This window comes from Streptomyces sp. NPDC085927, from assembly GCF_044540975.1.
Classification (GTDB): Bacteria; Actinomycetota; Actinomycetes; order Streptomycetales; family Streptomycetaceae; genus Streptomyces; species Streptomyces hirsutus.
In genome coordinates this window covers 202,402-229,313 of the sequence record NZ_JBITSN010000009.1, presented here as the reverse complement: position 1 = coordinate 229,313, position 26,912 = coordinate 202,402, and the positions used below count along the sequence as shown (strand labels likewise).

The following is a 26,912-nucleotide window of genomic DNA, read 5'->3' as shown; positions in this document are numbered from 1 at the left end:
CCGAATTGGGGTGGGAGATGCCTGTCTGCCCTGTGGGATGCGCTACAGAAGTCGGGATCCGTTTGGGAATTGAAACGGGCTCCGCTTAGCGTCATGCGGTCTGTTCGTCGGGCAGTGCGCCGCAGCCGCGGCACCGGACAGTCATCGCCGAGTCCCCGTACGGCGCGAGCCAGGGGAGCCGGGGACCCAACCGTCCCTGGGGTGAATCGGACGCCCGCGCGTGTCGCGAGGGGGCCCGTAGGAGACCTTCCTGCTCCGAACCCGTCAGCTAACCCGGTAGGCGAGAGGGAAGGAAAGGACCACCCTGTACATGGCGTTCACCCGCGCCACCGGGAAGCACCGTCGCCCCGGCCGCGTGCACCGCGGCACCGCCAAGGCGGCGGGCGTCGCGGCCCTCACCACCACCGGTGTCATCGGCTCCTTCGCGGCTCCGGCGCTCGCCGCCGAACCCGCCGCGGAACAGACCGGCCTCACCCCCGTGATCACCCTGGGCGACGAGGCCGCCGCCCAGGTCGACGCGCAGGCGGCCGCCCAGCACGAGGCCGCACGCGAGGCGGCCCAGGCCGCCGCCCGCGAGGCCGCCGAGGAAGCCGCGCGGGAGAAGGCGGCCGAAGAGGCCGAGAGGGCCCGCGAAGCCGAGGAGCGCGCCGCGCGGGAGGCCGAGCGCAAGCGTCTCAACACCTTCGTGTCCCCGATCGCGGGCTCCTACGTCTCGACCGGTTACCTGTCCGGCGGCGCCGTCTGGTCCTCCGGCACTCACACGGGTGTCGACTTCCACGCCGCGAGCGGCACCCCCGTGCTCTCGGTCGGCATGGGCACCGTCGTCGAGGCCGGCTGGGGCGGCGCCTACGGCAACCAGGTCGTGATCAAGATGCACGACGGCACGTACACCCAGTACGGCCACCTGTCGTCCGTCGGTGTCTCGGTGGGCCAGCAGGTCACCCCGGGGCAGCAGATCGGCGTCTCCGGGGCCACCGGCAACGTCACCGGCGCGCATCTGCACTTCGAGGCCCGCACCACCGCCGAGTACGGCTCCGACCTCGACCCCGTCGCGTACCTCCGCGCGCACGGCGCGAACCTCTGACCGGGCACGCACCCCCGGCCTCCGTGCACACCTCGACGGCCGCGTGATCCCCTGACACCGCGGGTGTCCGCTTTCCGCGGAATGGCCCCGGCCCGCTCTCCGGGCCGGGGCTTTCGGTGTTTCCGGCGGGCGGCCCGTTGTCCAAAAAACAGACATGATTCCCGGCTCACCGTCGGAAATTCCCGCGCGTTGCAATAGAGTCACGGAACGGGCGTCACCCGTTGACGTTATGCGGGGATTAATTCGGAGGTCGGTCATGCGTATTCCGGCGCACTCGGTGTGCACGGCGATCCGGGACGACATCGTCTCGGGTGTCTACGAGCGTGGCGGCCGGCTCACCGAGGAACTCCTCGCCCGCCGCTACGGCGTCTCGCGCGTCCCCGTCCGGGAGGCCCTGCGCACCCTGGAGGCCGAGGGCTTCGTGGTGACCCGGCGGCACGCGGGCGCGTGCGTCGCGGAACCCACCGAGCGTGAGGCCGCCGACCTGCTGGAGATGCGGCTGCTGCTGGAGCCGCTCGGAGCCTCCCGTGCCGCGCAGCGCCGCACCGAGGCCCACCTGAAGGTGCTGCGCGGCCTGGTCCGGCTGGGCCAGGAGCGGGCCCGCCAGGGCCACAGCGACGACCTGCGCTCCCTGGGCGGCTGGTTCCACGAGACGCTCGCCCAGGCGTCCGGCAGTCCGGCGCTGACGTCGACGCTGATCCGGCTCCGGCACAAGATCGGCTGGATGTACGAGGTGCGGGGGACGAGGGACCCGGTGGAGTGCTGGGCGGAGCACGGCGCGGTCGTGGACGCCGTGGCGCGCGGGGACGGCGAGCGCGCGCGTACGGTCATGGCGCTGCACACCGGGCGCGCCGCCGCCGCCCACCGTCTGCGCTTCACCGCCGGGGCAGCCGGGGCCGAGCGTGCGGACCGGGCGGCCCGCGCGGAGGGTGTGAGGAACGCGCAACATCCCGTAAACACATCGGGTCCGCGCTCTTAACACGGGTGCCGTATACAAAAGGGAGCGCGATTCCGAGGCATTTCCTGCTGCGCGCAAAAAGGGAAAGAGAAAGGCCCGCCCGACGGTTCTGGCAGGCCTTTCGGTGGTGTGGTCCGGTGCCTGTGAATCACAGAGCGCTGCAACCATGAATTGAGTGACCCGGACGGCGCGCAACCAGATCCGCGAGAGCGGCACCGGTTTAGGCGCACAATTCAGACGGTCTCGGGAAGTTCCTCGAGGCCCTCGGAGACCAGCTTCGCCAGCCGGTCCAGGGCGGCGTCGGCACCCTCGGCGTCGGAGGCGAGGACGATCTCCTCGCCGCCCTGGGCGCCCAGGCCCAGGACGGCCAGCATGGAAGCCGCGTTGACGGGGTTGCCGCCGGCCTTGGCGATCGTCACCGGGACGCCGGTGGCCGTGGCGGATCGGACGAAGATGGAGGCGGGGCGGGCGTGGAGGCCCTCGGCCCAGCCGACGTTGACGCGGCGCTCAGCCATGTGTTGCTGCCCTTCGGAGTTCAGGTTGTCTAGACCAGTTTCCCACATCGTGAAGCACGCCGGGGAGCGGCACCGGAAGCGGCACTCGCAGCGGCACCCGCTCACGCTCCCCGGCGGTGCCGGACCGCGGCCTCGGTCGGTCCGTGCCCCCACAGACTGCCTCGCGCCGTCGCTGTCCGCGAGCCGTACTCTGGGGGCCATGCAGACCTCCTCGGACCGGCATGAGTATCCCGCCCACTGGGAGGCCGACGTGGTGCTGCGCGACGGCGGCACCGCGCGCGTACGCCCCATCACCGTCGACGACGCCGAGCGTCTGGTCAGCTTCTACGAGCAGGTGTCGGACGAGTCGAAGTACTACCGCTTCTTCGCGCCCTACCCCCGCCTGTCCGCCAAGGACGTGCACCGCTTCACGCACCACGACTTCGTGGACCGGGTGGGGCTCGCGGCCACCGTGGGCGGCGAGTTCATCGCCACCGTACGCTACGACCGGATCGGCCCCGACGGGACGCCCGCGTCGGCACCGGCCGACGAGGCCGAGGTCGCCTTCCTCGTGCAGGACGCCCACCAGGGCCGGGGCATCGCCTCCGCCCTGCTCGAGCACATCGCCGCTGTCGCCCGGGAGCGCGGCATCCGCCGGTTCGCCGCCGAGGTGCTGCCGGCCAACAGCAAGATGATCAAGGTGTTCACGGACGCCGGGTACACCCAGAAGCGCAGCTTCGAGGACGGCGTCGTCCGCCTCGAGTTCGGCCTCGAACCCACCGACCGTTCCCTGGCCGTGCAGCAGGCGCGCGAGCAGCGCGCCGAGGCCCGCTCGGTGCAGCGGCTGCTCGCCCCGGGCTCGGTCGTGGTCATAGGCGCCGGCCGCACGCCCGGCGGCGTGGGCCGCAGCCTCCTCGACAACATCCGGGACGCCGGATTCACCGGTCGCCTGTACGCCGTGAACAAGGCCCTCCCGCCGGAGCGGAAGGAACTCGACGGAGCCGCCGGGGTGCCCGCCCACCGCTCGGTGCGGGACATCGACGGCCCGGTCGACCTCGCCGTCGTCGCGGTGCCCGCCGACGACGTCCCCGAGGCCGTGGCCGAATGCGGCGAACACGGGGTGCAGGGGATCGTCGTCGTGTCCGCCGGGTACGCCGAAGCGGGCCCCGACGGCCGCGAGCGCCAGCGCGCCCTCGTCCGCCAGGCCCGCTCGTACGGCATGCGGATCATCGGGCCGAACGCGTTCGGCGTCATCAACACCTCCCCGGACGTACGCCTGAACGCCTCGCTCGCGCCGCAGATGCCGCGTCCCGGCCGCATCGGCCTGTTCGCCCAGTCCGGAGCCATCGGCATCGCCCTGCTGTCACGGCTGCACCGGCGCGGCGGGGGAGTCACCGGTGTCACGGGCGTGTCCACCTTCGTGTCCTCCGGCAACCGGGCCGACGTCTCCGGCAACGACGTCATGCAGTACTGGTACGACGACCCGGACACCGATGTCGCCCTGATGTACCTGGAGTCCATCGGCAACCCCCGCAAGTTCACCCGCCTCGCCCGCCGCACCGCGGCGGTGAAGCCCCTGGTCGTCGTCCAGGGCGCCCGTCACGGCTCCGGACCCCGCGGGCACGCCGTGCGCGCGACGCGCCTGCCCCACGCCACCGTCTCCGCGCTGCTGCGGCAGGCCGGGGTGATCCGGGTGGACACCATCACGGAACTGGTCGACGCGGGCCTGCTGCTCGCCCGCCAGCCGCTGCCGTCCGGTCCCCGGGTGGCGATCCTGGGCAACTCCGAGTCCCTGGGGCTGCTCACCTACGACGCCTGCCTCGCCGAGGGGCTGCGCCCGCACCCCCCGCTGGACCTCACCACCGGGGCGTCGGCGGCGGACTTCCACGCGGCGCTGTCCCGGGCACTGGCCGACGACACCTGCGACGCCGTGGTGGTGACCGCGATTCCGGCGCTGGGGGAACCGCCCACCGACGACGCGGCCCTCGCCGGGGCGCTGCGCTCGGCCGCCGCCGCGGCCCCGTCCAAGCCGGTCCTGGTCGTCCACGTGGAACTCGGCGGTCTGGCCGAGGCCCTGTCGGCGGCGGCCAGCACGGCCCCGCAGCCGGCCCCGGCCACCCCGGCCCGCCCGGAAGCGCAGGCCACGCACCCCGCCCCGCCCGACGGCGAGCGCCCTCCCGCCGCGACGACGCCGGTCACCGCACCGACGCACACCCCTCCGCAGGGCCCGGCCGTCCTGCCCGCCCCGCCCGCCCCCGTGAGCCTCCCCGAGGACGCCCACCTCATCCCCGCCTACCCCGCCGCCGAACGCGCGGTCCGGGCCCTCGCCCACTCCGTCGCCTACGCCCAGTGGCGACGGGACGCCGCCGACCCCGGCAAGGTGCCCGCGTACGAGGACATCGACGAGCGGAGCGCCGCCGCCCTCATCGACGCGCAGCTCACGCGCGGGGAGAGCCTCACCCTCGGCACCGAGGAGGCCCGCGCGCTGCTCGGCGCCTACGGCATCCACGTCCACCGCGCCCTCCCCGCTCCCACCGCCGACGCCGCCGTCGAGGCCGCCCGCACCCTCGGCCGGCCCGTGGCCCTCAAGGTGACCGCCCCGCACCTCAGGCACCGCGCCGACCTGGGCGGCGTACGACTGGACCTGGCGGACGAGGAGCAACTGCGCCGGGCCTACGACGAACTGACGGACCAGCTCGGCACGCCCGAGGAACTGCGCCCCGTCGTGCAGCGGATGGCACCGCGCGGTGTCGACACCATCGTCCGCGCGGTGATCGATCCCGCCGCCGGAGCCGCGCTCTCCTTCGGGCTCGCCGGTGCCCCGTCGCAGCTGCTCGGGGACATGGCGCACCGGCTGATCCCGGTCACCGACCGGGAGGCGGCCTCCCTGGTCAGGTCGATCCGGACCGCACCCCTCCTGTTCGGCTGGCGCGGCTCGGCCCCCGTCGACACCCCCGCTCTGGAAGAGCTGCTGCTGCGGGTGTCGCGGCTGGTCGACGACCATCCCGAGGTCGTCGCGGTCGGCCTGGAGCCGGTCGTCGTCGCCACCCACGGGGTGAGCGTCCTCAGTGCCTCCGTACGCCTGGCCCCGCCCCCGGCCCGTGACGACCTCGGCCCCCGGACCCTCCCGGCGTACTGAGAGCGGCGTGAGCCCCCGGGCGTTCCAACTCGGCAGGTCGCCGCGCGTTTGACGGTGTGTCGAGCGGGTTACCCGTGCTCCCGGAAGGCAGCGGCACCTGCCGCGGGCACGGGACCGGACGTCGGGCCTGCCGGCCGAGACGGCCTCCCGTCCTGGACGGCTTCCGGGCCTCAGGGCCGCTGTACGGGTACGCCTGAACCGGCCCGCCCGATGAACGGAGAGAACGGCATGCACCTCGGGGCCCTCGACGCCGGCGGGACCGGCTCCCCCCTCGCCCGGCACATCGCCCGCACCGGTCACGGGATGCCGGAGTCCCCGCCGGTCCTGCCGCCGCCCCTTCCGTCCTGTTCCCCACCGATCGGCTGAGCGCGTCTGCGGCCCGTGCGGCTCGCCGCGTCACAGGCAAAGCCGCATGCCGGACCCCGTTTCCGGCGCGGCGGTGCCCCGACGGACGGCTTCCCCTGCTACACAGGGCACTGCACATCAGAATGCCTATAAACCGGACATAATTTCCAGGCTCGAACGACGGCCCGACCGTGCGTCAGTGGTCGGTCAGCGCGAAGGAGTTGGTGCTGACGTGCTGGTCCTGCTGGCCGCCCATGCGGTGGCCGCAGTGTCGATGCCCTGGTGGGAGAAGCGGCTCGGCCGCGCGATGTGGGCCGTGGCGGCCGTGGTGCCGCTGGCGACCGTGGCCTGGGCAGGCACACGGGCGGCGCGCGTTCTGGACGGCGGCGCGTACCAGGAGTCCCTGTACTGGGCTCCGTCGCTCGGCCTGACCGTCGACCTGCGCCTGGACGCCCTGTCGCTGCTGATGGTGTGGGTGGTGGCCGGCGTCGGAGCCCTGGTGCTCCTGTACTGCCGGTACTACGTCGAGCGCGACGCCGGCCGGCTGGCCGCCCTGCTGCTGGCCTTCGCCGGGGCGATGCTCGGACTGGTGCTGGCGGACAACCTCTTCGTGCTGTACGTCTTCTGGGAGCTGACCACGGTCGCCTCCTTCCTGCTGATCGCGGGGCGCGGGGGGCGGGTGGAGGAGCGGCGCGCCGCCCGTCAGGCCCTGCTGGTGACCGCGGCCGGCGGCCTGGCGATGCTGCTCGGCTTCATCGTGCTGGGCCAGGAGGCCGGCACGTACCGCGTCTCGGCGATCCTCGCCGACCCTCCTCGGGGCGGCGCGGTCCCCGCCGCCGTGGTGCTCGTCCTGATCGGCGCGTTCACCAAGTCCGCGCAGATGCCGGTGCACGGCTGGCTGCCCGCGGCGATGGTCGCCCCCACACCGGTCAGCGCCTTCCTGCACGCGGCGGCGATGGTCAAGGCCGGGGTCTACCTGGTGGCCCGGCTGGCGCCCGCCCTGGCCGAGGTGACGCCGTGGCGGCCGATGGTGCTCGGCGTGGGACTCGCCACCATGGTGGCGGCCGCGTGGCGGGCCCTGCGCGAGACCGACCTGAAGCTGCTCCTCGCCTACGGAACCGTCAGCGAACTCGGTCTGCTGACCGCCCTGCTGGGCGCGGGCACGCGGACGGCGGCGCTGGCCGGGGTGGTGATGCTGCTGGCGCACGCGGCGTTCAAGTCGGCGCTGTTCCTGTCCGTCGGGATCGTGGACCACCAGACGGGCACGCGCGACATCCGGGAGCTGTCGGGACTGGGGCGCCGTCTGCCCGTGCTGTTCGGCGTCACGGCACTCGCCGCCGCCTCGATGGCCGGTCTGCCGCCCCTCATCGGCTTCCTGGGCAAGGAAGCGGCCCTGGAGGCGTTCCTGCACGGCACCGAACTCGCCGGCCACTACCAGCTGACGGTGGTGCTCGTGTGCGGTTCCGCGCTGACCGTGGCGTTCGCGGCACGGTTCCTGCACGGCGCCTTCGGCGGGCGGCCGCCGGGGAATGCGGCGCAAGCCGTACGGAGCCCGGAACCGGGATTCGTCGTACCGGTGGCCGTGCTGTCCGCGGCGGGTCTGGTGCTGGGCGTGGCGTACCCCGCCACGGCGGCCCTCACCGCGGTCTACGCCGACGCCTATCCGCCGGGAGCCGGCGGACCGTACGAACTGTCCCTGTGGCACGGGTTCACACCGGTCCTCGGCCTGTCGGCGCTGTCGCTCGTCGTCGGTGTGCTGATCCACGCGTTCCTGCGCCGCGGTGCCGTGCCCGCCCGCCTGCCGCGCCTGCCCGACGTGCAGCGCGCGTACGACCGCGTGGTCGAGGGCGTGGACCGGCTGGCCGTGACGCTGACCCGGCACACCCAGGTCGGCTCGCTGCCCGTCTATCTGACCGTGCTGCTCACGACGGTCGTCGCCGTGCCCGGCGTGGCTTTCGTGGCGGCGGCACCGTCGCTGGGGTCACCGCCCCTGTGGCGGTACTCGATCGAACCGGTCCTGGCCGTGGTGATGCTGGTGGCCGCCCTCGGGGTGGTGGCCGCCCGGCACCGGCTCACCGCCATCCTGCTGACCGGGGCCGTGGGGTACGGAGCGGCAGGCCTGTTCCTGGTGCGGGGGGCCCCCGACCTGGCGCTCACCCAGTTCCTGGTCGAGACGATGACGCTGGTCGTCGTGGTGCTGGTGCTGCGCCGGATGCCGGCCCGGTTCGATTCCGGCCGGAGGTCGGTGCCGGGACGTGTGCTGCGGGGCGCGGCGGCCGTCGGGGTCGGCGCCGTCGTCACCTGCTTCGCGCTGGCGGCGGCCTCCGCGCGGACGGCTCCGGTGATCTCGACCGAGTACCTGCGCCGGGCGGCGGAGACCGGCGCCTACAACGTCGTCGACGCGATCATCGTCGACTTCCGGGCCCTGGACACGCTGGGCGAGATCTCGGTCGTGCTGGTGACAGCGGTCGGAGTCGGCAGCCTGGTCCGGTTCCGCGACCGCAGTGCGGTACGGGCCGTCGACGAGGAGCCGCCCGCCCGGTTCCCCACGACGCACTGGGACGAGCCGCGGCAGACCTGGCTGCCGGGAGCCGGTGAACGGCCCGGCGGCGAGCGCTCGGTGCTGCTGGAAGTGGCCATTCGGCTGCTCTTTCCCTCGATCCTGGTGCTCTCGCTGTTCCTGCTGTTCTCCGGGCACTACCGGCCGGGCGGAGGATTCTCCGGCGGCCTGGTGGCGGGGCTGGCGTTCGTCCTGCGGTACCTCGTCGGCGGAAAGGCCGACCTCGGCGCCGCCGTACGCCTGCGCCCGGTCGCGATCGCGGGCGCGGGCCTGGTGACCGCGGCGGTCGTCGCCCTGGTGCCGCTCGCCGTCGGCGGTACGCCGCTGGACAGCGACCTGGTGTCGTGGCGCCTGCCTCTGGTGGGCGAGGTGAAGTGGGCGACCAGCCTGTTCCTCGACGTGGGCGTCTACCTGCTCGTGGTCGGTGTCGTCCTCAAGCTCCTGTCGGCGGTGGGCGTCACGCTCGGCCGGGGCGACGCGACGGCGGCCCGGAAGGAGGAGGGATCCGCTTGATGACCGGCGCGGTGGACAACACGGTGAACACCCTCGACGTGACGATGGCCGTCGTGGTCGGCGGCCTGTTCACGATCGGCTTCCACCTCATGCTGCAACGGTCCCTGATGCGGATCGTCCTCGGCTTCATCCTCCTGGGCCACGGCACCAACATGCTGCTCCTGGTCGCCGGAGGCACCCCCGGCCGGCCCCCGGTACTGGAGGGGCAGCCGGTGAACCCGGCGGAGCCCGCCGATCCGCTGCCCCAGGCCATGGCGCTGACGTCGATCATCATCACGTTCGGTCTCACGGCGTTCCTGATGGCCCTCGCCTACCGTTCCTGGCGGTTGTCCGGCAGCGACGAGGTGCGCGACGACGTGGAGGACCGCCGCATCGACATCGCCCTCCAGCGCGCCGGGGCCGACGAGGTGACCGGCCCACCCGAAAAAACCGCCGGTGCCCGCCTCCGCGACGGCGCCGGCCCCGGCGACGGCAGCGAACCCGGTGGCGAGGGCGACGACAGCGAGCCGGACCACCGGGACGACGACGGCACCGCTCCGGGGGACCACCGATGACCGCACTGCTGCTCGCCCTGCCCGTGGTCCTGCCGATCCTGTGCGCCGGAGTGACCCTGCTCGGACTGCCCGGCCGGGTGATCCGCGCACTGAGCACCCTCGTCCTGGCGGCCGTGCTGGCGGACGCGGCGGCCCTGCTCGTCCTCACCGACACCCGCGGCCCGCAGTCCGTGCACGTCGGAGGCTGGCCGGCGCCGCTGGGCATCACGCTCGTCGCCGACCGGCTGTCGGCGCTCCTGCTCACCGTGTCCGTACTGGTGACCCTGGCCGTCCTGCTCTTCGCCATCGGCCAGGGCACCGCGGAGAAACGCCGGAGCTCGGCCGAGGTCTTCCACCCCGCCTACCTGCTGCTCGTCACCGGGGTCAGTCTGGCCTTCCTCACCGGCGACCTGTTCAACCTCTTCGTCGCCTTCGAGATCCTGCTCGCCGCCTCCTACGTCCTGATCACCCTGGACGCCGACGGAAACCGCACCCGGGCCGGCATGACGTACACGATCATCAGTCTGACGTCCTCCCTGCTGTTCCTCACGTTCGTGGGCCTGGTGTACGCGGCCGCCGGCACGGTCACCCTGGCCCAGCTCGGGCCGCGGCTCGCCGAGCTCCCCGACGGCCTGCGCGGCGCGCTCGCCCTGCTGCTGCTGGCCGTCCTGGGCATCAAGGCGGCGATCGTCCCCCTGCACTTCTGGCTGCCCGACAGCTACCCCACCGCACCGGCGCCGATCACCGCGGTCTTCGCCGCACTGCTGACCAAGGTCGCCGTCTACGCCCTGCTGCGCACCCAGACCCTGCTCTTCCCGCGCTCCAGTGTGTGGACCCTGCTGGCCTGCGTGGCGATCGCCGCCATGCTGGTGGGCATTCTCGGCGCCCTGGCCCAGGACGACATCAACCGGCTGCTGTCCTTCACCCTCGTCAGCCACATCGGCTTCATGCTGTTCGGGCTCGCGCTGTTCGACACGACCGGTCTCACCGGCACGGTCCTCTACATCGTCCACCACATCGTCGTCCAGGCGGCGCTCTTCCTGGCCGCCGCCCTCGCCGTACGCCACACGGGGACAACGGGCCTGGACCGCATGGCACCGAGCCCGCCCCCACGGCCACTGGTGGCCGTGCTGTTCGCGCTCCCCGCGCTGAGCCTGGCCGGGATCCCGCCGTTCTCCGGGTTCGTGGCCAAGCTGACCCTGCTGCGGGCCGGCGCGTGGCAGGGCGGCACCGCGGCGTACGCCCTCGCCGCGGCCGCCCTGCTCACCAGCCTGCTGACGCTCTACGCCATGAGCCGGGTGTGGACCAGGGCCTTCATGCGGCAGGAGCCGCACCCGGACCACCCTGACGTGCCACCGCCGGGGAAGCCGGCCCCCGACACCGCCCGCCATCCGGAGCGGCGCGCCGACCGGTACGGAGCCCGGCTGATGACCACCGCCACCGGCGTCATGGTGATGACCAGCGTCGCGGTCGCCGTCCTCGCGGGCCCGCTCGCCCGCGTCGGTGAACGAGCCGCGCACGAACTGCTCGACCCGAGGGCGTACCGCTCCGTCGTCATGACCGGGGAGGACCGTTGACCCGCCGGGAGAGCGCCCGCCGAGTCCGGCACCACTGGCCCATGGTCGGGTGGCTGTGGCTGCTGTGGGTCCTGCTGTGGGGGTCCGTCGGCCCGGTGGTCCTCGTCGGAGGCCTGCTCGTCGCCGTGGCCGTCGTCCGGTCCTTCTCCCTGCCGCCGATCCTGCCCGGGGCCGTGCCCCGGCCACTGGCGATCGGGCGCCTGCTGATCGGCCTGCTGAAGGATCTCGTGGTGTCCGGGGTCACCGTCGCCTGGCAGGTCCTGAGGTACGGAGAGAAGACGTCCACGGCGATCGTCGAGGTCCCGCTGCGCGTCGACAGCGACCTCCTGATCACCGTCGTGGCCGAACTCACGACGATCGCCCCCGGCACGCTGGTGGTGGAGATCGACCGCCGCCGGCAGCGGCTGTACGTCCACACGCTCCCGGTCCGCGACGAAACCGACATCGACCGCCGCAGAAAGGCGGTGCAGACCTTGGAGCGCAGAGTGGCGCGGGCGGTCGGCCGCGGCCGGCGCACCGGATCGAGCGGGGACGACACCTCCGGGGCCGTCGGCGATCTCGGGCATTCCGCCGACCCCGGCTATTCCACCGGCCCCGAGTCTTCCGATCACCCGGACCAAGGAGGCAGCACCCCGTGACCGCCCTGTACACCGCCACCCTGGCCGTGCTGTCGGCGGCCGGCCTGCTCACCCTGCTGCGCCTCGTGCGCGGTCCGGACGCGCTCAACCGCATCGTGGCGCTGGACGTCCTCCTGACGATGATCATCGCCGGGACCGCCGTGGGCATGGCCCTGCGCGAGGACACCACGCCCCTGCCCGTGCTCGTCGTCCTCGCGTTGCTGGCCTTCACCGGATCGGTGACGGCCGCCCACCTGATCGAGAAGCGGGAAGGCCTGCGATGACCGCGGTGTCCGACGTGATCACCGCCGTCCTGCTCCCGACCGGCGCGGTCTTCTGCCTGCTCGGCGCCCTGGGCCTGCTCCGCTTCCCGGACATCATCAGCCGCCTGCACGCCGCCTCCAAGGCCCAGACCCTCGGCCTGATGCTCATCCTGGTGGGAACCGCCGCCCAGATGCCGCTGCGCTACGCGCCGGTGCTGTTGCTCGTCGTTCTGTTCCAGCTGCTCACCGCGCCGATCACCGGCCAGATCGTCGGCCGCACCGCCTACCGCGTCCAAGCCCTCGACCGCGGCCCGCTGTTCCGGGACGAACTCGCCGACCGTCTCGCGCGGGACGGCACTCCGGTGGACGAGCAGCCGCCGTACGAGGACGCGGACCAGTGAAGCCTCCCCGGCCGGACGGTCCGGGCCTGTCCCGGCCCGGACCGGCCCGGCGCGCGGGGAGAGTGCCGTGACCGGTGCCTCGCAGTCAGTGGTCCCCCGTAGGATGGGCGTCATGGCCAAGACCAGTACGACGACCCAGGGGCTGCGGGCGGCGATCGAGCGCAGCGGCTACTACCCGGCCCTCGTGGCCGAGGCGGTGGAGGCCGCGGTGGGCGGCGAGCCCGTCCGGTCGTACCTGGTCCACCAGGAGACGACGTTCGACCAGAACGAGGTGCGGCGCCATGTGACGGTGCTCGTCCTCACCGGCAACCGCTTCATCGTCAGCCACACCGACGAGCAGGCCGCCGACACCACCTCCCCGACCCCGTACGCCACCACGTCCACGGAGTCGGTCAAGCTCGGCCGGATCTCGTCGATCGTGGTCAGCCGCGTCGTCGCCAACCCGGAGTCCTACAAGCCGGGCACGCTGCCCCGCGAGATCGTGCTCACCATCGGCTGGGGCGCGGTCGCCCGCCTCGACCTGGAGCCCGCCGCCTGCGGCGACCCCAACTGCGAGGCCGACCACGGCTACACGGGCAGTTCGACGGCCGACGACCTCAGCCTGCGGGTCAGCGAGGCCGGGGACGGCCCGGAGACGGTGCGTCAGGCGCTCGCCTTCGCACAGGCCCTCTCCGAGGCGACCGCGGACTCCGCACGCTGATGCCGCACACCTCCCCGACCCCGCACACCCCGCCCCCCGCGCCGTCCCCGTACACCGTCGGCTGGGACGTCCACCCGGAGCCCCTGGCCCCGGAATCCGCCCCCCTGCCCGAGTACGGCACCGGCTCGCTGGCCGACCTGCTGCCCACCCTCGCCGCCGGCATGGGCATCCCCGGCACCACCGGCGCGATCCCGGAACTCGCCCCCGCCGACCGGAACTGCGTGTTCCTGATCGACGGCCTCGGCTGGGAGCAGCTGAAGGCGCACCCGGAGGAAGCCCCGTTCATGGCGTCCCTGATGGCCGCCTCGCGCGGCGGCACCGGACGGCCGATCACCACGGGCTACCCGGCCACCACCGCCACCTCCCTGGCCTCCGTCGGCACCGGCCTGCCGCCCGGCGCGCACGGCCTGCCCGGCTACACCGTGCGCAACCCGGACACCGGCGAGCTGATGAACCAGCTGCGCTGGCAGCCCTGGACCCGGCCCGACACCTGGCAGCCCCACCCCACCGTCTTCCAACTGGCCCACCGGGCGGGGGTGCACGCCGCGCAGGTGTCCTCACCCGCCTTCGCGAACACCCCGCTGACCAAGGTCGCGCTCAGCGGCGGCACCTTCCACGGGCGGCTGTCCGGCGAGGAGCGCATGGACCTCGCGGCCGCACAGCTGGCCGCCGCCGACCGCTCCCTCGTCTACACGTACTACGCCGAGGTCGACGGCGCGGGCCACCGCTACGGCGTCGACTCCGACACCTGGCGCGGCCAGCTCATGTACGTCGACCGCCTGGTCCAGCGGCTGGCCGAGCAACTCCCGCCGCGCAGCGCGCTCTACGTCACCGCCGACCACGGGATGATCGACGTGCCCTTCGATGACGAGCACCGTATCGACTTCGACCACGACTGGGAACTGAGCGCCGGAGTCGCCCTGCTCGGCGGCGAGGGCCGCGCCCGCCACGTCTACGCCGTACCCGGTGCCGGGGCGGACGTCCTGACCTGCTGGCGCGAGGTGCTCGGCGAGCAGTTCTGGGTGGCCTCGCGGGACGAGGCGATCGACGCGGGCTGGTTCGGCCCCCGGATCGAGGACCGCGTGTACCACCGGATCGGCGACGTGGTCGCCGCCGCCCGCGACGACGTGCTGCTCATCGCCTCCGAGCGGGAGCCCAAGGAATCGGCGATGGTCGGCAACCACGGTTCGCTGACCCCTGCCGAACAACTGGTCCCCCTCCTCGAAGTACGCTCCTGAGGCCCACCCCCGCGCCGTACGCTCCCGGCCGCCCGGCCCCGTACCAGTCCGTCCCCGCCGAAAGGTGCCCAACCTCCCATGCCCGAGCTGGTGTTCTTCTCCGGAACGATGGACTGCGGGAAGTCGACGCTGGCTCTCCAGATCGAGCACAACCGTTCGGCGCGCGGTCTGGCGGGCATGATCTTCACCCGCAACGACCGGGCGGGCGAGGGCAAGCTGTCCTCCCGCCTCGGCCTGGTCACGGACGCGGTGGAGGTCGGGGAGCGCGCGGACCTGTACGCGCACCTCGTCGACCATCTCTCGCAGGGCCGGCGCGCGGACTACGTGATCGCGGACGAGGCGCAGTTCCTGGCGCCGGAGCAGATCGACCAGCTCGCCCGCGTGGTGGACGACCTGGACCTCGACGTCTACGCCTTCGGAATCACGACCGACTTCCGCTCCAAGCTGTTCCCCGGTTCCCAGCGGCTGGTGGAGCTGGCCGACCGGGTCGAGGTGCTCCAGGTCGAGGCCCTGTGCTGGTGCGGTGCCCGCGCCACGCACAACGCGCGCACGGTCGGCGGGGTCATGGTCGTCGAGGGCGCCCAGGTGGTCGTCGGTGATGTCACCGACTCCGCGGACGAGGTCGGCTACGAGGTCCTGTGCCGCCGTCACCACCGCCGCCGCATGACGGCGTCGACGGCCCGTGCGGCCGCTCTGTCGCCGGACGTGCTCCCGGTGTCGTCCGCCTGACCGGTGCGGTCCGGCGCGGCGTCCGCCGGCGGACGCCGGTTCGCGTGCGGCCGGCCTTGTCGCTCGGTCGTGGAGGAAGCCGACGGGCGTCGGTCCGCCCCGGCGGGCGGAGGACGATGCCGCCCCTCGGCGCGAACCCCGCGCGGCCGGCCCGCCCCGGCCCGGTCGGCTTGAAGACCCAGCCGCGGGCCGGGGCGGGCCGGCCGGCGAACGGTCCTGAACGAGGCCGGGGGACGCACGGAACGGCCGCCCTGGACGCGTGGCCCGGCTCAGTCGGTGCCGTCCGGTGGTGCCGCCCCGGCGACGGGGGGAACGGGACGCTCCAGAGCGGATCGGAGCGCTGCCAGCCTCCTGTGCACCTCCGGGTCGTGGGCCGGCTCCGGCGTCCGCAGCGGGCGGGGGAGCGCCGACCGGAGACCGGGGGAACCGGGCAGGCCCGTACCCGCCGCACCGGCCAGGACGCGCAGGAAGGCCTCGGCCCGCGCGCCGTCGTCGGGGGCCGGCGTCGTGGGACCGCCGAGGACGTTCCAGGAGAGCAGGCGGCGGACCGCCAGTACGGCCGGCCACAGCCGGTCGGCGGTGCCGGTCGAACGGATCTCCTCGGCGGGCACCGAGGCGTGCATGGTCCACAGATCCGCCGCCCGCTGCCATGCGGTTCCTTCGGACCCGGCACCGGCGCTCCCCGTCCGCAGGCGTTCCGCCACGGCCGGCCCCGTCGCCGCCACAGCCCCCGAGACGGCGGCGCACACGTGGCGCACCGGCACACCGCGCACCAGCAGGGCCGCGCCCATGCCCAGGCACAGGCCGAGAGTGAGGTCGAGCAGCCGGTAGGCCGCGAGCGTTCCCAGGCCCGGCCCTCCGATGAACGCGGCGTTGACGAGCATGAGTGCGACAGGGGTGTTCAACAGGGTGCGTGCGAGAAGGGAGGTGGGGGGCAAGCCGCGCGAGACCGCGTGCACGACCGTGGCCAGGACCACGGTCGCCCACACGCCGGGCCGGTAGACCTGGGCGACCAGAGCCGTGATCGCCACCCCGGCCACCGTCCCGACGAACCGTGAGCCGGCGCGCTGCGAGGGCTGCTGACCGGGCCCGCCCTGAAGGGCGGCGGCCGCACCCACCGCCACCCACGCAGGGTGGAGGAGGGGAAGCGCCCAGCCCAGGATGGTGCCCACCATGACGGAGAGCCCCACCCGCAGGGCGATCGTCGGAGCGGGGGAGGCGGAGGACAGCAGGAGGCGCAGTTCGGCTCCCAGGCTCTTGCGCGGTGGCAAGGGCACGGGCCAGAGCCCCCGCGCGCTCTCCAGGGGCGCCGGTGACGCGGGTGCCCGGCCGTCGGCCACGAGCGGGGGCACCGCGGGCCAGGCTCCCACCGCGACGGGCCAGGAATCGGGCGTCCGGCCCGTGCTCACCGCCGCCGCCGCGTCCCGCAGCCAGGAACCCCAGACGGCCGGCACCTGCTCACCGCGCCGCTCCGCCGCGCTCTGCACCGCGTCGAGCATGATGTCCAGCCGGACCATGAGGGCGTAGAGCACCAGCCGCCGGGGAGCAGGCGCCGCGCGAGGGCGCCGGGTGTCGTCGAGCGCCGTCCACGCCCCGTGCACCGCCGTGTAGGCGCTCCGCTGGGCGGCGGTGAGGCCCGTCGGCGGGTGCGCCTCCGCGGCCCGGCGGGTCGCGTCCACGAACGCCCCGACGGACCGGAAGGCGGCCGAGACCGTGCGTTCCTCGGGCTCGTACGGCCGCACGAGCCGGCCCGACATGGCGGACAGCCAGGACACCGTCACCCCGATGGCGACGCAGCCGGCCCGGGCCGCCGTCTCCGCGAGGCCGACCGGGGGCAGGAAGGCCGCCAGGGCGGTGACCAGGACGACGAAGTAGCTGCCCGGCCCGCTCAGACGGAGCGTCCGGACGACGAGGGTGGCCGTGACCGCGACGACGGTGAGCACCGCCGTCATCGCCCACACGTCTCCCGCGGCCAGTGAGCCCGCCGCGAACGCCAGGACGAAGCCCACGGAGAGCAGGGCGAGCACCGGCCCCCGCCGCGGGTAGGGGTCCCGGGCGCCGTAGGCGTCGACGTAGCAGCCGATCGCGGCGAAGACCCCGTAGGGGATGCCGGCGACCGCCGTCACGACACCGAAGCAGAGCCCGAAGGCCAGCGCCGAGCGGACGGCATGCCCCCGGTCGAGCGCGGGCAGCGCGGCACGCCATCGGTGCGCCGTTCGGGTGACTGCCGTGATCACCACAAGGTCCGGGCGACGGCCGCGCCGGCGAAGGACAGACCGAGGCCGAGGGCGACCGTCGCGAGAAGGTACCCGGCGGCGCCGGCGACGCGGCGGGCACTGGCCATGCTCAGGAGTTCGTTGGAGAACGTGGACCAGGTGGACAGGGCACCGCAGAACCCCACCGAGAGCAGCGCCTGCCCGGTGCTGCCGAGTGCGCCTCCGGTGCCGGCCTCGACCAGGAAGCCCAGGAGCAGGGACGCCGCCGAGTTGGCGAGGAACGTGCCCCAGTGGAAGGCGGACGGCAGGTGCTTGCGCGCCGCCTCGCCGATCAGGTAGCGGGCCGGGGCGCCGACCGCGCCGCCGGCGAGGACCAGGAGCCATTCACCCATCAGGCGTCCCTCCCGGATCCGGCCCGAGTGCCCCGGGGCCGTGTCAGCACGGCGCGCGTCAGGGCCACGCCGAGGACCACGCCGGCCAGTGCCCCGGCCACGGTCAGGACGAGGTAGCCGACGGCGGTGCCCGCCTGGCCGTTCTCGAACAGCCTGCGGGTGTCGTCGGTGTAGGACGAGAACGTGGTGAAGCCGCCGAGGACGCCCGTGCCCAGGAAGGGGTTCAGCAGCCGGGGGGCATGGGTGAACCGTTCCTTGAGCGCGACGGTCAGCACTCCCATGAGGAAGCATCCGACGACATTGACGAGCAGGGTCGTCCAGGGGAAGGCGGCCTCCCCGGTCCGCCAGACGGCGTGCGCGTCACTGCCGTTGCGCCACACGCGGGAGGCCCCGTAGCGCAGGAGCGCGCCCGCCGCTCCGCCGATCGCCACCACCACGACCACGGGCCGGCGTGAGCCGGGCGTGTGGTCGGGATGCGAGTGCAGGTGCATATCGCTCATAAGGTGCATATCGTCACATTAGTTTTCTCGCCGGTATGTGGCGTCGAACCGGCCTTCTGTGCCCACCCGACGAAGGAGTGCGTGTGGCTTCCCAGCTGACCGCGGACACCCCCGCGGCTCCGCGGAACTCCCTCAAGGAAATGGCCCTCGGAGCCCTGCGCGGCGTGGGGCAGGTCGACTTCCAGGCGAGTGTCTGGACCTCGCTGGTCATCCTGGCCGCCCTGTGGGTGGAGAGCTGGGAGTTCGGCCTCTTCGCCACCATCGGCGCGGTGGTCTCCACCCTCACCGCACGCCTCCTGGCCGTCCCGCGCGACACCCTGACCCAGGGGCTGATGACCTACTGCGGTGTGCTCGGCGCGATCGCCATGGTGGTCTACCTCGGCAACCACCTCTCGACGTACATCCTGGCCGTCGCCGCGGCCATCGCGTGCACCCTGGTCACGGCGACCCTCAACCACCTGCTCAACCCGTTCGGCCTCAGGGCGTTCACCGGACCGTTCTGCCTCGTCGCCCTCGTGATGGTCCTGGGCGCCCCCTCGTACGAGCGCGTCTGGCACGGGACACCGGAGACGGCCGTCACCCCGGTCACCCCCAAGAGCCCCGTCGTCAGCTGGACCGACCTGTGGCAGGGTTTCTTCTCGAACGTCTCCCAGATCTTCTTCGCCGGGACCTGGTACGTCGGCCTGATCATGCTGGTCGGTCTCTTCCTGGCCGGCTGGAAGGTGGGCCTGTTCGCCGTCGTGGGAAGCGTCGTCGGCCTGCTCACCGCGTGGGCCCTCGGCGCCCCGGCCGCCCTGATCGGCGAGGGGATCTACGGCTACAACGCCGTCCTGACGAGCCTGGCGTTCGGTGTCGTCCTGCTGCGCCCCACCGCGTGGAACTACGGCTTCACGGTGATGGCGGCCGCCGCCACCACCGCCCTGACGGCCTCCTTGGCGGTGCTCTTCGAGACCTTCGGCAGCCACACCTTCACCTGGCCGTTCAACATCACCACCTGGGCGCTGCTGGCAGCCGTGCCCCTCCTGCCGCGCATCACCCTCCTTGCCGACGCCGATGCCGATGACTCGTGAGGCCCGTACGTCCCCCCTGTGCCGGGCCCGCACCCCCCCCAACCCCGAGGAAGGCGTTCCCCATGAACCTGGCTCCCCGAGAAATCGACAAACTGCTCGTGTACGTCGTGGCCGACCTGGCCCGCAAACGCCGTGATCGCGGACTGAAGCTCAACTACAGCGAATCGGTGGCGCTCATCACCGAGGCCATCCTCGAGGCGGCCAGGGACGGCAAGAGCGTCGCCGACTGCATGGAACTGGGCCGGAACGTGGTCAAAGAGGACAGCACCATGCCGGGCGTGCGGGAGATGCTGCCGCTGCTCCAGGTGGAGGCGACCTTCGACGACGGCAACAAACTCGTCTCCTGCCACGACCCGGTCGGCGGCTGACCCGTGTCCCCGGGCAAGGTGGTGGCGGTCTGCGGGCACGAGAGCGACGGCGGACGGGCCGTACGCGACCTGCTGGGGCCCGAGGTGTCCTGTGTGGCCGGCGGGCGCGAACTGTTCCGGCGCGTCAGCGCGTTGCGCGCCGAGGGCGAGCCCGTCTGCGTGGTGCCGATGACGCTGGGCAGGGACCCGGAACTGGTCGCCGACGCCGCCCGCACCCTGCTGGCCCTCTCCGTCGAGGACCGCGCGGGAACCGTGCTGGCGGAGCCCTTCGGCACCGCGGGGCACCTGGTCGGCTGGCTCCGCGCGGCTGCCAACCGGGTGGACGCCGACAAGGCGCTGCTGGTCACCGCCCCGTCGGGCGACCCGTTCGTCGACGCGGACCTCTTCCGGATCGCGCGTCTGGTACGGCAGTACGGCCGGCACCGCACGGTCGAGGTCGCCCTGATCGGAGGCGACCCGGACCCGGCCGAAGGCGTACGGCGCTGCCGCGCCCTCGGTGAGCGGTGTGTCGTCCTGCTCCCGGCCGCGTGGGTGACGCCGCGGGTCCCCGACCCCGAACACTGCGTGCCGGGCGGGCCGTTGCTCCCGGCCTCCGCCGTGGCGGGCGTCCTGGACGCACGGGTGCGCGAGGCGTGGGAGCGGTACGACCGGCTCGGCGACGACGGCCTGTCCCGAGGGCTCTCGGCGGCCCACGACCACGGTCACGCCCACGGCCACGGACCGGGCGACCACGCGCACGGGCCCACGCACACCGACGAACCGCGCGGCCCCCACGAACCGCGCGGCCCCCACGAACCGCGCGGCCCCCACGAACCGCACGGCACGCACACCCACGTCCACGGGCCGCACCACGAGCCCCACCCGCACCCCCGCTCGCCGGACGGCGCCGTGGCCCCGCCCCGAGGCCACCGTGCCCCGGACGGCCTCCCGCACACGCACCACCGTGCCGACGTCACGCACCGGGGTGCCGACCCCCACGTCCTTCCCTCCGACAGGAGTCTTCGATGACGCTCCCCCCGCGATACCAGTACGGCGACGGCCCGATCGAGATCAACGCCGGCCGGCGGACCGTCAAGGTCACCGTCCGCAACACGGGCGACCGGGCGGTCCAGGTCGGTTCGGACTACCACTTCTTCGAGGTGAACTCCGCCCTCGACTTCGACCGCGACGTCACGCTCGGCATGCACCTCAACATCGCCGCCGGCACCGCTGTCCGCTTCGAGCCCGGCGGCACCCACGAGGTGGAGCTGTGCACCTACGCGGGCACCGGACGCCTCCACGGCTTCAGCGGCCTCCTCAACGGCAGCGTCAAGTCGCATCCCGCCCGGGTCGAGGCCGTCGGCCGGGCCCTGCGGCGCGGGTTCCGCGGAGCGGGCCAGGAGGAGGACGCGGCCGGCAAGGCGGCTTCGGACAAAGCAGGTGCCAAGAAGGCCAAGAAGAAGGGATCCAACTGATATGCCCACCCTCTCCCGCAAGCAGTACGCCGACCTGTTCGGCCCCACGGTGGGCGACCGGGTCCGGCTGGCCGACACCAGCCTCGTCGTCGAGGTCGAGAAGGACTTCCGCGAGGGCTCGTACGGCGACGAGGTGGTCTACGGCGGCGGCAAGACCATGCGCGACGGCATGGCGTCCGACCCGCAGGCCACCGCCGCGCAGGGCGCCCTCGACCTCGTGATCACCAACGTCGTGGTCATGGACCCGGTGGTCGGCGTGGTCAAGTGCGACATCGGCGTCAAGGACGGCTTCATCGCGGGCATCGGCAAGGCCGGCAACCCGCAGACCCAGGACTCCGTCGACCCCCGGCTCGTCGTCGGCACCGGTACGGAGGTCATCGCCGGCGAGCACCTGATCGCCACCGCCGGGGCCATGGACGCGCACGTCCACCTCATCTCCCCCGAACAGTGCAAGCACGCCCTCAGCAACGGCATCACCACGCTGTTCGGCGGCGGTACCGGACCAACGGACGGGACCAACGGCACCACCTGCACCCCCGGCCCCTACAACCTCGCCCGCATGCTGCAGGCCGCCGAGGACCTGCCGGTCAACCTCGGCATCATGGGCAAGGGCAACGGCAGCCTGCCCGGCGCGCTGGACGAGCAGCTCGAGGCCGGCGCCGCCGCCCTCAAGGTCCACGAGGACTGGGGCTCCACCCCCGCCGTCATCGACAACGCGCTGGCCGTCGCCGACCGCCACGACGTCCAGGTCGCGATCCACACCGACACCCTCAACGAGGGCGGCTTCTTCGAGGACACCCGTTCCGCGATCGACGGCCGCACGATCCACACCTTCCACAGCGAGGGCGCGGGTGGCGGCCACGCCCCCGACATCCTCCGGGTCACCGGCGAGCCCAACGTCCTGCCGTCCTCCACCAACCCCACGCTGCCGTACACCAAGAACTCCGTGGACGAGCTGCTGGACATGGTGATGGTGTGCCACCACCTCAGCCACGACATCCCCGAGGACGTGGCCTTCGCGGACAGCCGGGTGCGCGCGGAGACCATCGCGGCCGAGACGGTCCTGCACGACCGGGGCATCATCAGCATGATCTCGTCCGACTCCCAGGCCATGGGCCGCATCGGCGAGTCCGTCACCCGCGCCTTCCAGATCGCGCACGTGTGCAAGGAGGCCTTCGGGCCGCTGCCCGAGGACTCCGCACGCAACGACAACCAGCGCGTCCTGCGTTTCCTGGCCAAGGTCACCATCAACCCGGCCATCGCCAGCGGCATCTCGGACCACATCGGGTCGATCGAAGCGGGCAAGCTGGCGGACATCGTCCTGTGGCCCATGCACTCCTTCGGGGCCAAGCCGAAGATGGTGATCAAGGGCGGCATCGTCTCCTGGGCGCAGATGGGCGACCCCAACGCCTCGCTGCCCACTCCGCAACCCGTGTACTACCGGCCGTCGTTCGGCCACTACGGGCGCGCCATGCAGGCGACGCACGTCACCTTCATGTCGCAGGCCGGCATCGCGGCCGGAGTGCCCGGGGAACTCGGCCTGGAGCGGAAGGTGCTTCCGGTGCGCAAGACCCGCACCATCGGCAAGCACAACATGATCCGCAACGACGTCGTGCCGGAGATCGAGGTCGACCCGGAGACGTACAAGGTCACGGTGGACGGCGAGGTCGCGACCATCGACCCCGCCCAGAAGCTCCCGCTCAACCAGCTGTTCTTCCTGGTCTGAGCGCATGTACCGCGACGAGACCGCCGAGACCGCCGAGCCGGGCGGGTCCGCCCGGAGCACGCGGGCACCGGACACGGACCTGGGGCACCTCCTGGTCGGCCTCCAGCTGACCGACTCGGCGTTCCCCAGTGGCTTCTACACCCTGTCCCACAGCCTGGAGGGCTTCGTACAGGAGGGAGCCGTCGATCGCGACTCCCTCCCCGCGCTGCTCCACGACCTCCTCAGGCACGGCGTCGGCCCGTCCGACGCCACCGCGCTGGCCCTGGCCCACCGGGCCGCCGCGGCAGGGGACTGGGCGGCGGTGGCCGCGACGGACCGGCGGCTGCACGCCACGAAGCTCAACCGCGAGATGCGGCAGGCCGCCACCCGGACCGGACGCCAGCTGCTGGACCTCGCCGCCGAGGTCTTCGGCGGGGCCGGCATCGTCCGGTACCACCGGACGGTGACGGCCCGCCGGGCGCCGGGCACGCAGGCCGTCGCCGCCGGGGTCGTCTACGCGGAGACGGGGGTACCCGTGCGGCAGGCCGTCGCCGCCGACCTGTTCGCGTTCTGCGCGAGCTTCGCCGGCGCGGCGCTGAGACTGCGGCTGACCGATCACCGCCTGGCCCAGGTCCTGCTGCGGCGGACGGCTCCGGTCATCGAGGAGACCACACGTCAGGCACTGACCCGGAGCCTCGACGACCTCGGGGCGACCACCTTCGCCGCGGACATCATGTCCGCCCGTCACGAGCGGGCCGAGGCCCGCCTGTTCGCCAGTTGACCGGCATCCGGCCACGGCGGCCGGCAGCGGAGAGGAAGACCATGCGAGACAACGTCCTGCGCGTCGGAATCGGCGGTCCCGTCGGATCGGGGAAGACCGCCCTCATCGAGGCGCTCGTCCCGATCCTGATCAAGCAGGGCCACCGGCCCGGAGTGATCACCAACGACATCTACACCCAGGAGGACGCCCAGCACATCCGCCGCACACTCGACGGGGTGCTGGAGGGCGAACGCGTCGTGGGCGTGGAGACGGGCGCCTGCCCGCACACCGCCGTGCGCGACGACCCGACGATGAATCTGGCCGCGGGCGCCGAGATGCTCGAACGCTGCCCCGACATCGACGTCCTCCTCTACGAGAGCGGCGGCGACAACCTGACCCTCACCTTCAGCCCGGTCCTGGCGGACGTGTTCGTCTTCGTCCTGGACACCGCCGAGGGCGAGAAGATGCCGCGCAAGCGGGGACCGGGCATCACCGACTCCGACCTGCTGGTCATCAACAAGATCGACATCGCCCGGTACGTGCGGACCGACATCGACGTGATGGAGTCCGACGCCCACCGCGTACGCGGCGACGGACCGGTGGTGCTGACCGACTGCCTGACCGGCAAGGGCGTCGACGAGGTCGCCTCCTTCCTCGAGTCCCGGCGCAAGGTGCTGATCTGACGTGCCCGCCGTCCGCGACCGGCTCGCGCCGGAGTACTACGAGCCGGTCCGGCTCCCACCGGAGCTGTCCGCGTTCTCGGCGGCCCCCGAGACCCTCGGCCCGGGCTCGCCGGCCAAGGTCGGCATCCTCGACCTCGGATTTGCCCTGCGCGGGGACCGGACGGAACTGGTCGAGCGGTACCAGAAGGCGCCCCTGGAGATCATGCGCCCGCTCTACGTCGACCCGGCGCTGCCCGGCATGGCGTTCACCTACGTGATGGCCACGGGCGGCGGCATCGCCCAGGCCGACCGCTACCGCCAGGACTTCCGGTGCGGCCCGGGGACCCAGGTCCTGGTCACCACGCAGGCGGCCACCAAGGTCTACCGGATGGAACACGACTACGCGACGCAGCGCATCCACCTGACCGCGGCCGACGGCGCCTACGTCGAGTACCTGCCCGATCCGCTGATCCCCTTCACGGGGGCGCGCTTCCACCAGGGCACGGTGCTGACCGTCGACGAGAACGCCACGGTGGTGTACGGGGAAACGGTCACGGCGGGCCGGATCGCCCGCGGCGAACGGCACGCCTACACCGTGCTCACCAACGATCTGGAGATCCGCCGGCCCGACGGGACGCTGCTGGCGGTGGACACCCTGCGGCTGCGGCCGCAGCGGCAGGGCGGGGTGACCGGGCCGGGCGTCTTCGCCGGGCACGACCACGTCGCCTCGCTGTTCGTGGTGAGCAACCGGCGCCCCGCCGCCGAGATCGCCGACACCCTGCACCGGGCCCTGACGGACCGTGAGGTGCTGCACGGGGCGAGCGTGCTGCCGGAGGACTGCGGTGCCTGGGTGCGGATCCTCGGCCAGGAACAGCCCCGTGTCGCCGACGCCGTCCGCGCCGCGTGGGACGCCGTGCGACGGCTGCTCACCGGCCACCCCGCCCCCGACCTGCGCAAGCCGTAGCGCACCCCCGACGCGACCAGGAGACCATGCCCGTGATCACCGCACCCGCCCCCATGCCGCCCGGCTACGACTCCGGCGACACCGCCTGGATGCTGGCCGCAGCCGCGATGGTGCTGCTGATGACCCCCGCCCTCGCCTTCTTCTACGGCGGCATGGTCCGCACGAAGCACATCCTGGTGATGCTCAAGATGAGCTTCGCCTCGCTGTGCTTCGTGAGCATCCTCTGGTACATGATCGGGTACTCGCTGGCCTTCGGTCCGGACGTGGGCGGCGCCGGCATCATCGGCAACCTGGACCACGCCTTCCTGCGGGGCATCGAGCCGAACACCCTGACCGGGTCCATCCCCACCTACGTCTACACCACCTTCCAGATGGGCTTCGCCATCGTCACGGTGGCGCTGATCAGCGGATCCATCGCCGGCCGCGCGACGATGCGCGGGTGGCTGGTCTTCTCGTCGCTGTGGCTGCTGATCGTGTACGTGCCGGCCGCGCACTGGGTCTTCGACACGGAGGACGGCTGGATCACCAAGCACCTGGGCGCCCTGGACTTCGCCGGCGGTCTGCCGGTGGAACTCAACTCGGGCATCGCCGGACTGGCCGTGGCCCTGGTCATCAGGGGCCCGGCGGACTTCCGCCGCAAGGAGCCGAGGCCCAACAACATCCCTCTGGTCATGATCGGTGTGGCCCTGCTGTGGTTCGGCTGGCTGGCCTTCAACGCGGGGTCGGCGGTCCGCGACACCGGCACCGCCGCCACGGCGTTCATCAACACCCAGCTCGGCGCGGCCGGCGCCATGGTCACCTGGCCGCTGGTGGAGTACTGGCGCACCCGCAAGGTCACCATGATGGGCGTGGGCTCGGGCGCGGTGGCCGGCATGGTGGCCATCACCCCCGCGTGCGGCGAGATCGACCCCACCGGCGCGCTGATCACCGGGCTCGTCGCCGGTGCCGTCTGCGCGTACGCCGTCACCCTCAAGTACCGCCTGAACGTGGACGACACACTCGACGTGGTCGGTGTGCACGGCGCGGGCGGCCTGGTCGGACTGATCATGGTCGGGTTGTTCGCCACGGCCCAGGTCAGCGGCAAGGAGGGCCTCTTCTACGGCGGCGGCTTCTCCCTGCTCTGGCGGCAGATCGTCGCCATCCTCGCCGTCGCCGCGTTCTCCTTCGTCCTGACCTGGATCATCGCCAAGGTGGTCGACGCCGTCATCGGCTTCGCGGACGAGGAGACGTACGGCGCCGTACCCGGCGAGGACGAGGAACGCGCCTACGACCTCCGCACCGCCGAACGCCTGGACGCCCTCACGACCGGGGGCCGGGGGCCCGACAAGGAGACCCTGGCCGAGATCCAGCGGCTCCTGCGGGACCACCGGGAGAGCTGAAAGGCGCCGGTGGGTGCCTCACACGTGTGACGAACGACGAGCGGACGCGTCAGCCCTCCGGAACCGCCGCGGGGCCGGAGGCCACCACGCCGGGCACCGGGTGCGGGCCGCGGCCCCGTGCTTCCGCGACGGCCCGCACCCTCGGCGACCCATCGACCCCGAGCCCACCGACCCCGAGCCCACCGGCCCCGGGCGGGCCGCCCCGGACGTGCCCCTCCCGCCGGACCGCGGAGAACCGGACGTGCCCCCCATGGCCGGCGCCCCTCCCACTGGACAGTGAAGAAGGGGAGG

At 72.9% G+C, this 26,912-nt stretch carries 25 protein-coding genes and 1 riboswitch; of the genes, 21 read left to right on the top strand and 4 right to left on the bottom strand.

Annotation, left to right across the window (positions count from 1 at the left end; all coding sequences use genetic code 11):
- Positions 1 to 135 precede the first annotated feature (135 nt).
- A riboswitch (cyclic di-AMP (ydaO/yuaA leader) is annotated at positions 136 to 298 on the top strand.
- A gap of 12 nt (positions 299 to 310) precedes the next feature.
- Entirely contained in the window at positions 311 to 1,084 is a 774-nt protein-coding gene (locus ACIF80_RS24005; protein WP_399808054.1) for a M23 family metallopeptidase, read from the top strand.
- 256 nt (positions 1,085 to 1,340) lie between these two features.
- On the top strand, positions 1,341 to 2,063 hold the full coding sequence (locus tag ACIF80_RS24000) for a GntR family transcriptional regulator (protein WP_399808053.1): 723 nt from the start codon (positions 1,341 to 1,343) through the stop codon (positions 2,061 to 2,063).
- A gap of 212 nt (positions 2,064 to 2,275) precedes the next feature.
- Here the strand turns inward: ACIF80_RS24000 and ACIF80_RS23995 are convergent, their stop codons facing one another.
- On the bottom strand, positions 2,276 to 2,557 hold the full coding sequence (locus tag ACIF80_RS23995; RefSeq protein ID WP_042172977.1) for an HPr family phosphocarrier protein: 282 nt from the start codon (positions 2,555 to 2,557) through the stop codon (positions 2,276 to 2,278).
- A gap of 199 nt (positions 2,558 to 2,756) precedes the next feature.
- Here ACIF80_RS23995 and ACIF80_RS23990 point away from each other — a divergent pair, with 199 nt between their 5' ends.
- The 10 genes from ACIF80_RS23990 (at position 2,757) to ACIF80_RS23945 (ending at position 15,151) form a co-directional block, all read left to right on the top strand.
- The gene (locus ACIF80_RS23990; RefSeq protein WP_399808049.1) at positions 2,757 to 5,675 is read left to right on the top strand and encodes a GNAT family N-acetyltransferase; all 2,919 of its coding nucleotides are present in this window, start codon (positions 2,757 to 2,759) and stop codon (positions 5,673 to 5,675) included.
- Positions 5,676 to 6,252: 577 nt separating this feature from the next.
- Entirely contained in the window at positions 6,253 to 9,093 is a 2,841-nt protein-coding gene (locus tag ACIF80_RS23985) for a Na+/H+ antiporter subunit A (protein ID WP_399808046.1), read from the top strand.
- The gene (locus ACIF80_RS23980; RefSeq protein ID WP_399808043.1) at positions 9,093 to 9,647 is read left to right on the top strand and encodes a Na(+)/H(+) antiporter subunit C; all 555 of its coding nucleotides are present in this window, start codon (positions 9,093 to 9,095) and stop codon (positions 9,645 to 9,647) included. Before ACIF80_RS23985 ends, ACIF80_RS23980 begins: the two co-directional genes overlap by 1 nt.
- Complete coding sequence (locus ACIF80_RS23975; protein ID WP_399808042.1) at positions 9,644 to 11,203, top strand: Na+/H+ antiporter subunit D; 1,560 nt, start codon at positions 9,644 to 9,646, stop codon at positions 11,201 to 11,203. Before ACIF80_RS23980 ends, ACIF80_RS23975 begins: the two co-directional genes overlap by 4 nt.
- Entirely contained in the window at positions 11,200 to 11,841 is a 642-nt protein-coding gene (locus ACIF80_RS23970) for a Na+/H+ antiporter subunit E (protein ID WP_399808040.1), read from the top strand. Before ACIF80_RS23975 ends, ACIF80_RS23970 begins: the two co-directional genes overlap by 4 nt.
- Positions 11,838 to 12,104: a monovalent cation/H+ antiporter complex subunit F gene (locus ACIF80_RS23965; RefSeq protein ID WP_399808037.1), complete on the top strand. Its 267-nt coding sequence runs from the start codon at positions 11,838 to 11,840 to the stop codon at positions 12,102 to 12,104. The genes ACIF80_RS23970 and ACIF80_RS23965 overlap by 4 nt, the downstream gene beginning before the upstream one ends.
- Positions 12,101 to 12,484 (top strand): monovalent cation/H(+) antiporter subunit G, encoded by a 384-nt coding sequence (gene mnhG / locus ACIF80_RS23960; RefSeq protein WP_399808035.1) that lies wholly within the window; start codon positions 12,101 to 12,103, stop codon positions 12,482 to 12,484. The genes ACIF80_RS23965 and mnhG overlap by 4 nt, the downstream gene beginning before the upstream one ends.
- A 112-nt stretch (positions 12,485 to 12,596) precedes the next feature.
- Positions 12,597 to 13,184, top strand: a complete 588-nt coding sequence (locus tag ACIF80_RS23955; RefSeq protein WP_042173127.1) for a DUF5998 family protein — start codon at positions 12,597 to 12,599, stop codon at positions 13,182 to 13,184.
- Entirely contained in the window at positions 13,184 to 14,422 is a 1,239-nt protein-coding gene (locus tag ACIF80_RS23950; RefSeq protein WP_399808031.1) for an alkaline phosphatase family protein, read from the top strand. The genes ACIF80_RS23955 and ACIF80_RS23950 overlap by 1 nt, the downstream gene beginning before the upstream one ends.
- A 78-nt stretch (positions 14,423 to 14,500) precedes the next feature.
- Positions 14,501 to 15,151: a thymidine kinase gene (locus ACIF80_RS23945; RefSeq protein ID WP_399808029.1), complete on the top strand. Its 651-nt coding sequence runs from the start codon at positions 14,501 to 14,503 to the stop codon at positions 15,149 to 15,151.
- Positions 15,152 to 15,420: 269 nt separating this feature from the next.
- Here the strand turns inward: ACIF80_RS23945 and ACIF80_RS23940 are convergent, their stop codons facing one another.
- From ACIF80_RS23940 to crcB, 3 genes are read right to left on the bottom strand one after another with little or no spacing between them, the layout of a single operon-like run.
- Positions 15,421 to 17,388: an FUSC family protein gene (locus ACIF80_RS23940; RefSeq protein ID WP_399808027.1), complete on the bottom strand. Its 1,968-nt coding sequence runs from the start codon at positions 17,386 to 17,388 to the stop codon at positions 15,421 to 15,423.
- Complete coding sequence (locus ACIF80_RS23935) at positions 17,385 to 17,759, bottom strand: fluoride efflux transporter FluC (protein WP_399808025.1); 375 nt, start codon at positions 17,757 to 17,759, stop codon at positions 17,385 to 17,387. Before ACIF80_RS23935 ends, ACIF80_RS23940 begins: the two co-directional genes overlap by 4 nt.
- The gene (crcB, locus tag ACIF80_RS23930) at positions 17,759 to 18,250 is read right to left on the bottom strand and encodes a fluoride efflux transporter CrcB (RefSeq protein ID WP_399808251.1); all 492 of its coding nucleotides are present in this window, start codon (positions 18,248 to 18,250) and stop codon (positions 17,759 to 17,761) included. Before crcB ends, ACIF80_RS23935 begins: the two co-directional genes overlap by 1 nt.
- A 92-nt stretch (positions 18,251 to 18,342) precedes the next feature.
- Between crcB and ACIF80_RS23925 the strand changes: the two genes are divergently transcribed.
- The 9 genes from ACIF80_RS23925 (at position 18,343) to ACIF80_RS23885 (ending at position 26,621) form a co-directional block, all read left to right on the top strand.
- On the top strand, positions 18,343 to 19,329 hold the full coding sequence (locus tag ACIF80_RS23925; protein WP_399808023.1) for an urea transporter: 987 nt from the start codon (positions 18,343 to 18,345) through the stop codon (positions 19,327 to 19,329).
- Positions 19,330 to 19,391: 62 nt separating this feature from the next.
- Positions 19,392 to 19,697: an urease subunit gamma gene (locus ACIF80_RS23920; protein WP_399808020.1), complete on the top strand. Its 306-nt coding sequence runs from the start codon at positions 19,392 to 19,394 to the stop codon at positions 19,695 to 19,697.
- Between the two features lie 3 nt (positions 19,698 to 19,700).
- Entirely contained in the window at positions 19,701 to 20,705 is a 1,005-nt protein-coding gene (locus ACIF80_RS23915) for a sirohydrochlorin chelatase (protein WP_399808019.1), read from the top strand.
- Positions 20,702 to 21,151: an urease subunit beta gene (locus ACIF80_RS23910; RefSeq protein WP_399808016.1), complete on the top strand. Its 450-nt coding sequence runs from the start codon at positions 20,702 to 20,704 to the stop codon at positions 21,149 to 21,151. The genes ACIF80_RS23915 and ACIF80_RS23910 overlap by 4 nt, the downstream gene beginning before the upstream one ends.
- 1 nt (position 21,152) lies before the next feature.
- Positions 21,153 to 22,877: an urease subunit alpha gene (gene ureC / locus ACIF80_RS23905; protein ID WP_399808014.1), complete on the top strand. Its 1,725-nt coding sequence runs from the start codon at positions 21,153 to 21,155 to the stop codon at positions 22,875 to 22,877.
- A 4-nt stretch (positions 22,878 to 22,881) separates the two neighbouring features.
- Positions 22,882 to 23,637, top strand: a complete 756-nt coding sequence (locus tag ACIF80_RS23900; protein ID WP_399808012.1) for an urease accessory protein UreF — start codon at positions 22,882 to 22,884, stop codon at positions 23,635 to 23,637.
- A 41-nt stretch (positions 23,638 to 23,678) separates the two neighbouring features.
- The gene (ureG, locus tag ACIF80_RS23895) at positions 23,679 to 24,299 is read left to right on the top strand and encodes an urease accessory protein UreG (protein WP_399808009.1); all 621 of its coding nucleotides are present in this window, start codon (positions 23,679 to 23,681) and stop codon (positions 24,297 to 24,299) included.
- A gap of 1 nt (position 24,300) precedes the next feature.
- Positions 24,301 to 25,242, top strand: coding sequence for an urease accessory protein UreD (locus ACIF80_RS23890; protein WP_399808006.1), 942 nt, complete (start codon positions 24,301 to 24,303; stop codon positions 25,240 to 25,242).
- Positions 25,243 to 25,274: 32 nt separating this feature from the next.
- The gene (locus ACIF80_RS23885) at positions 25,275 to 26,621 is read left to right on the top strand and encodes an ammonium transporter (RefSeq protein WP_399808249.1); all 1,347 of its coding nucleotides are present in this window, start codon (positions 25,275 to 25,277) and stop codon (positions 26,619 to 26,621) included.
- Positions 26,622 to 26,912 lie beyond the last annotated feature (291 nt).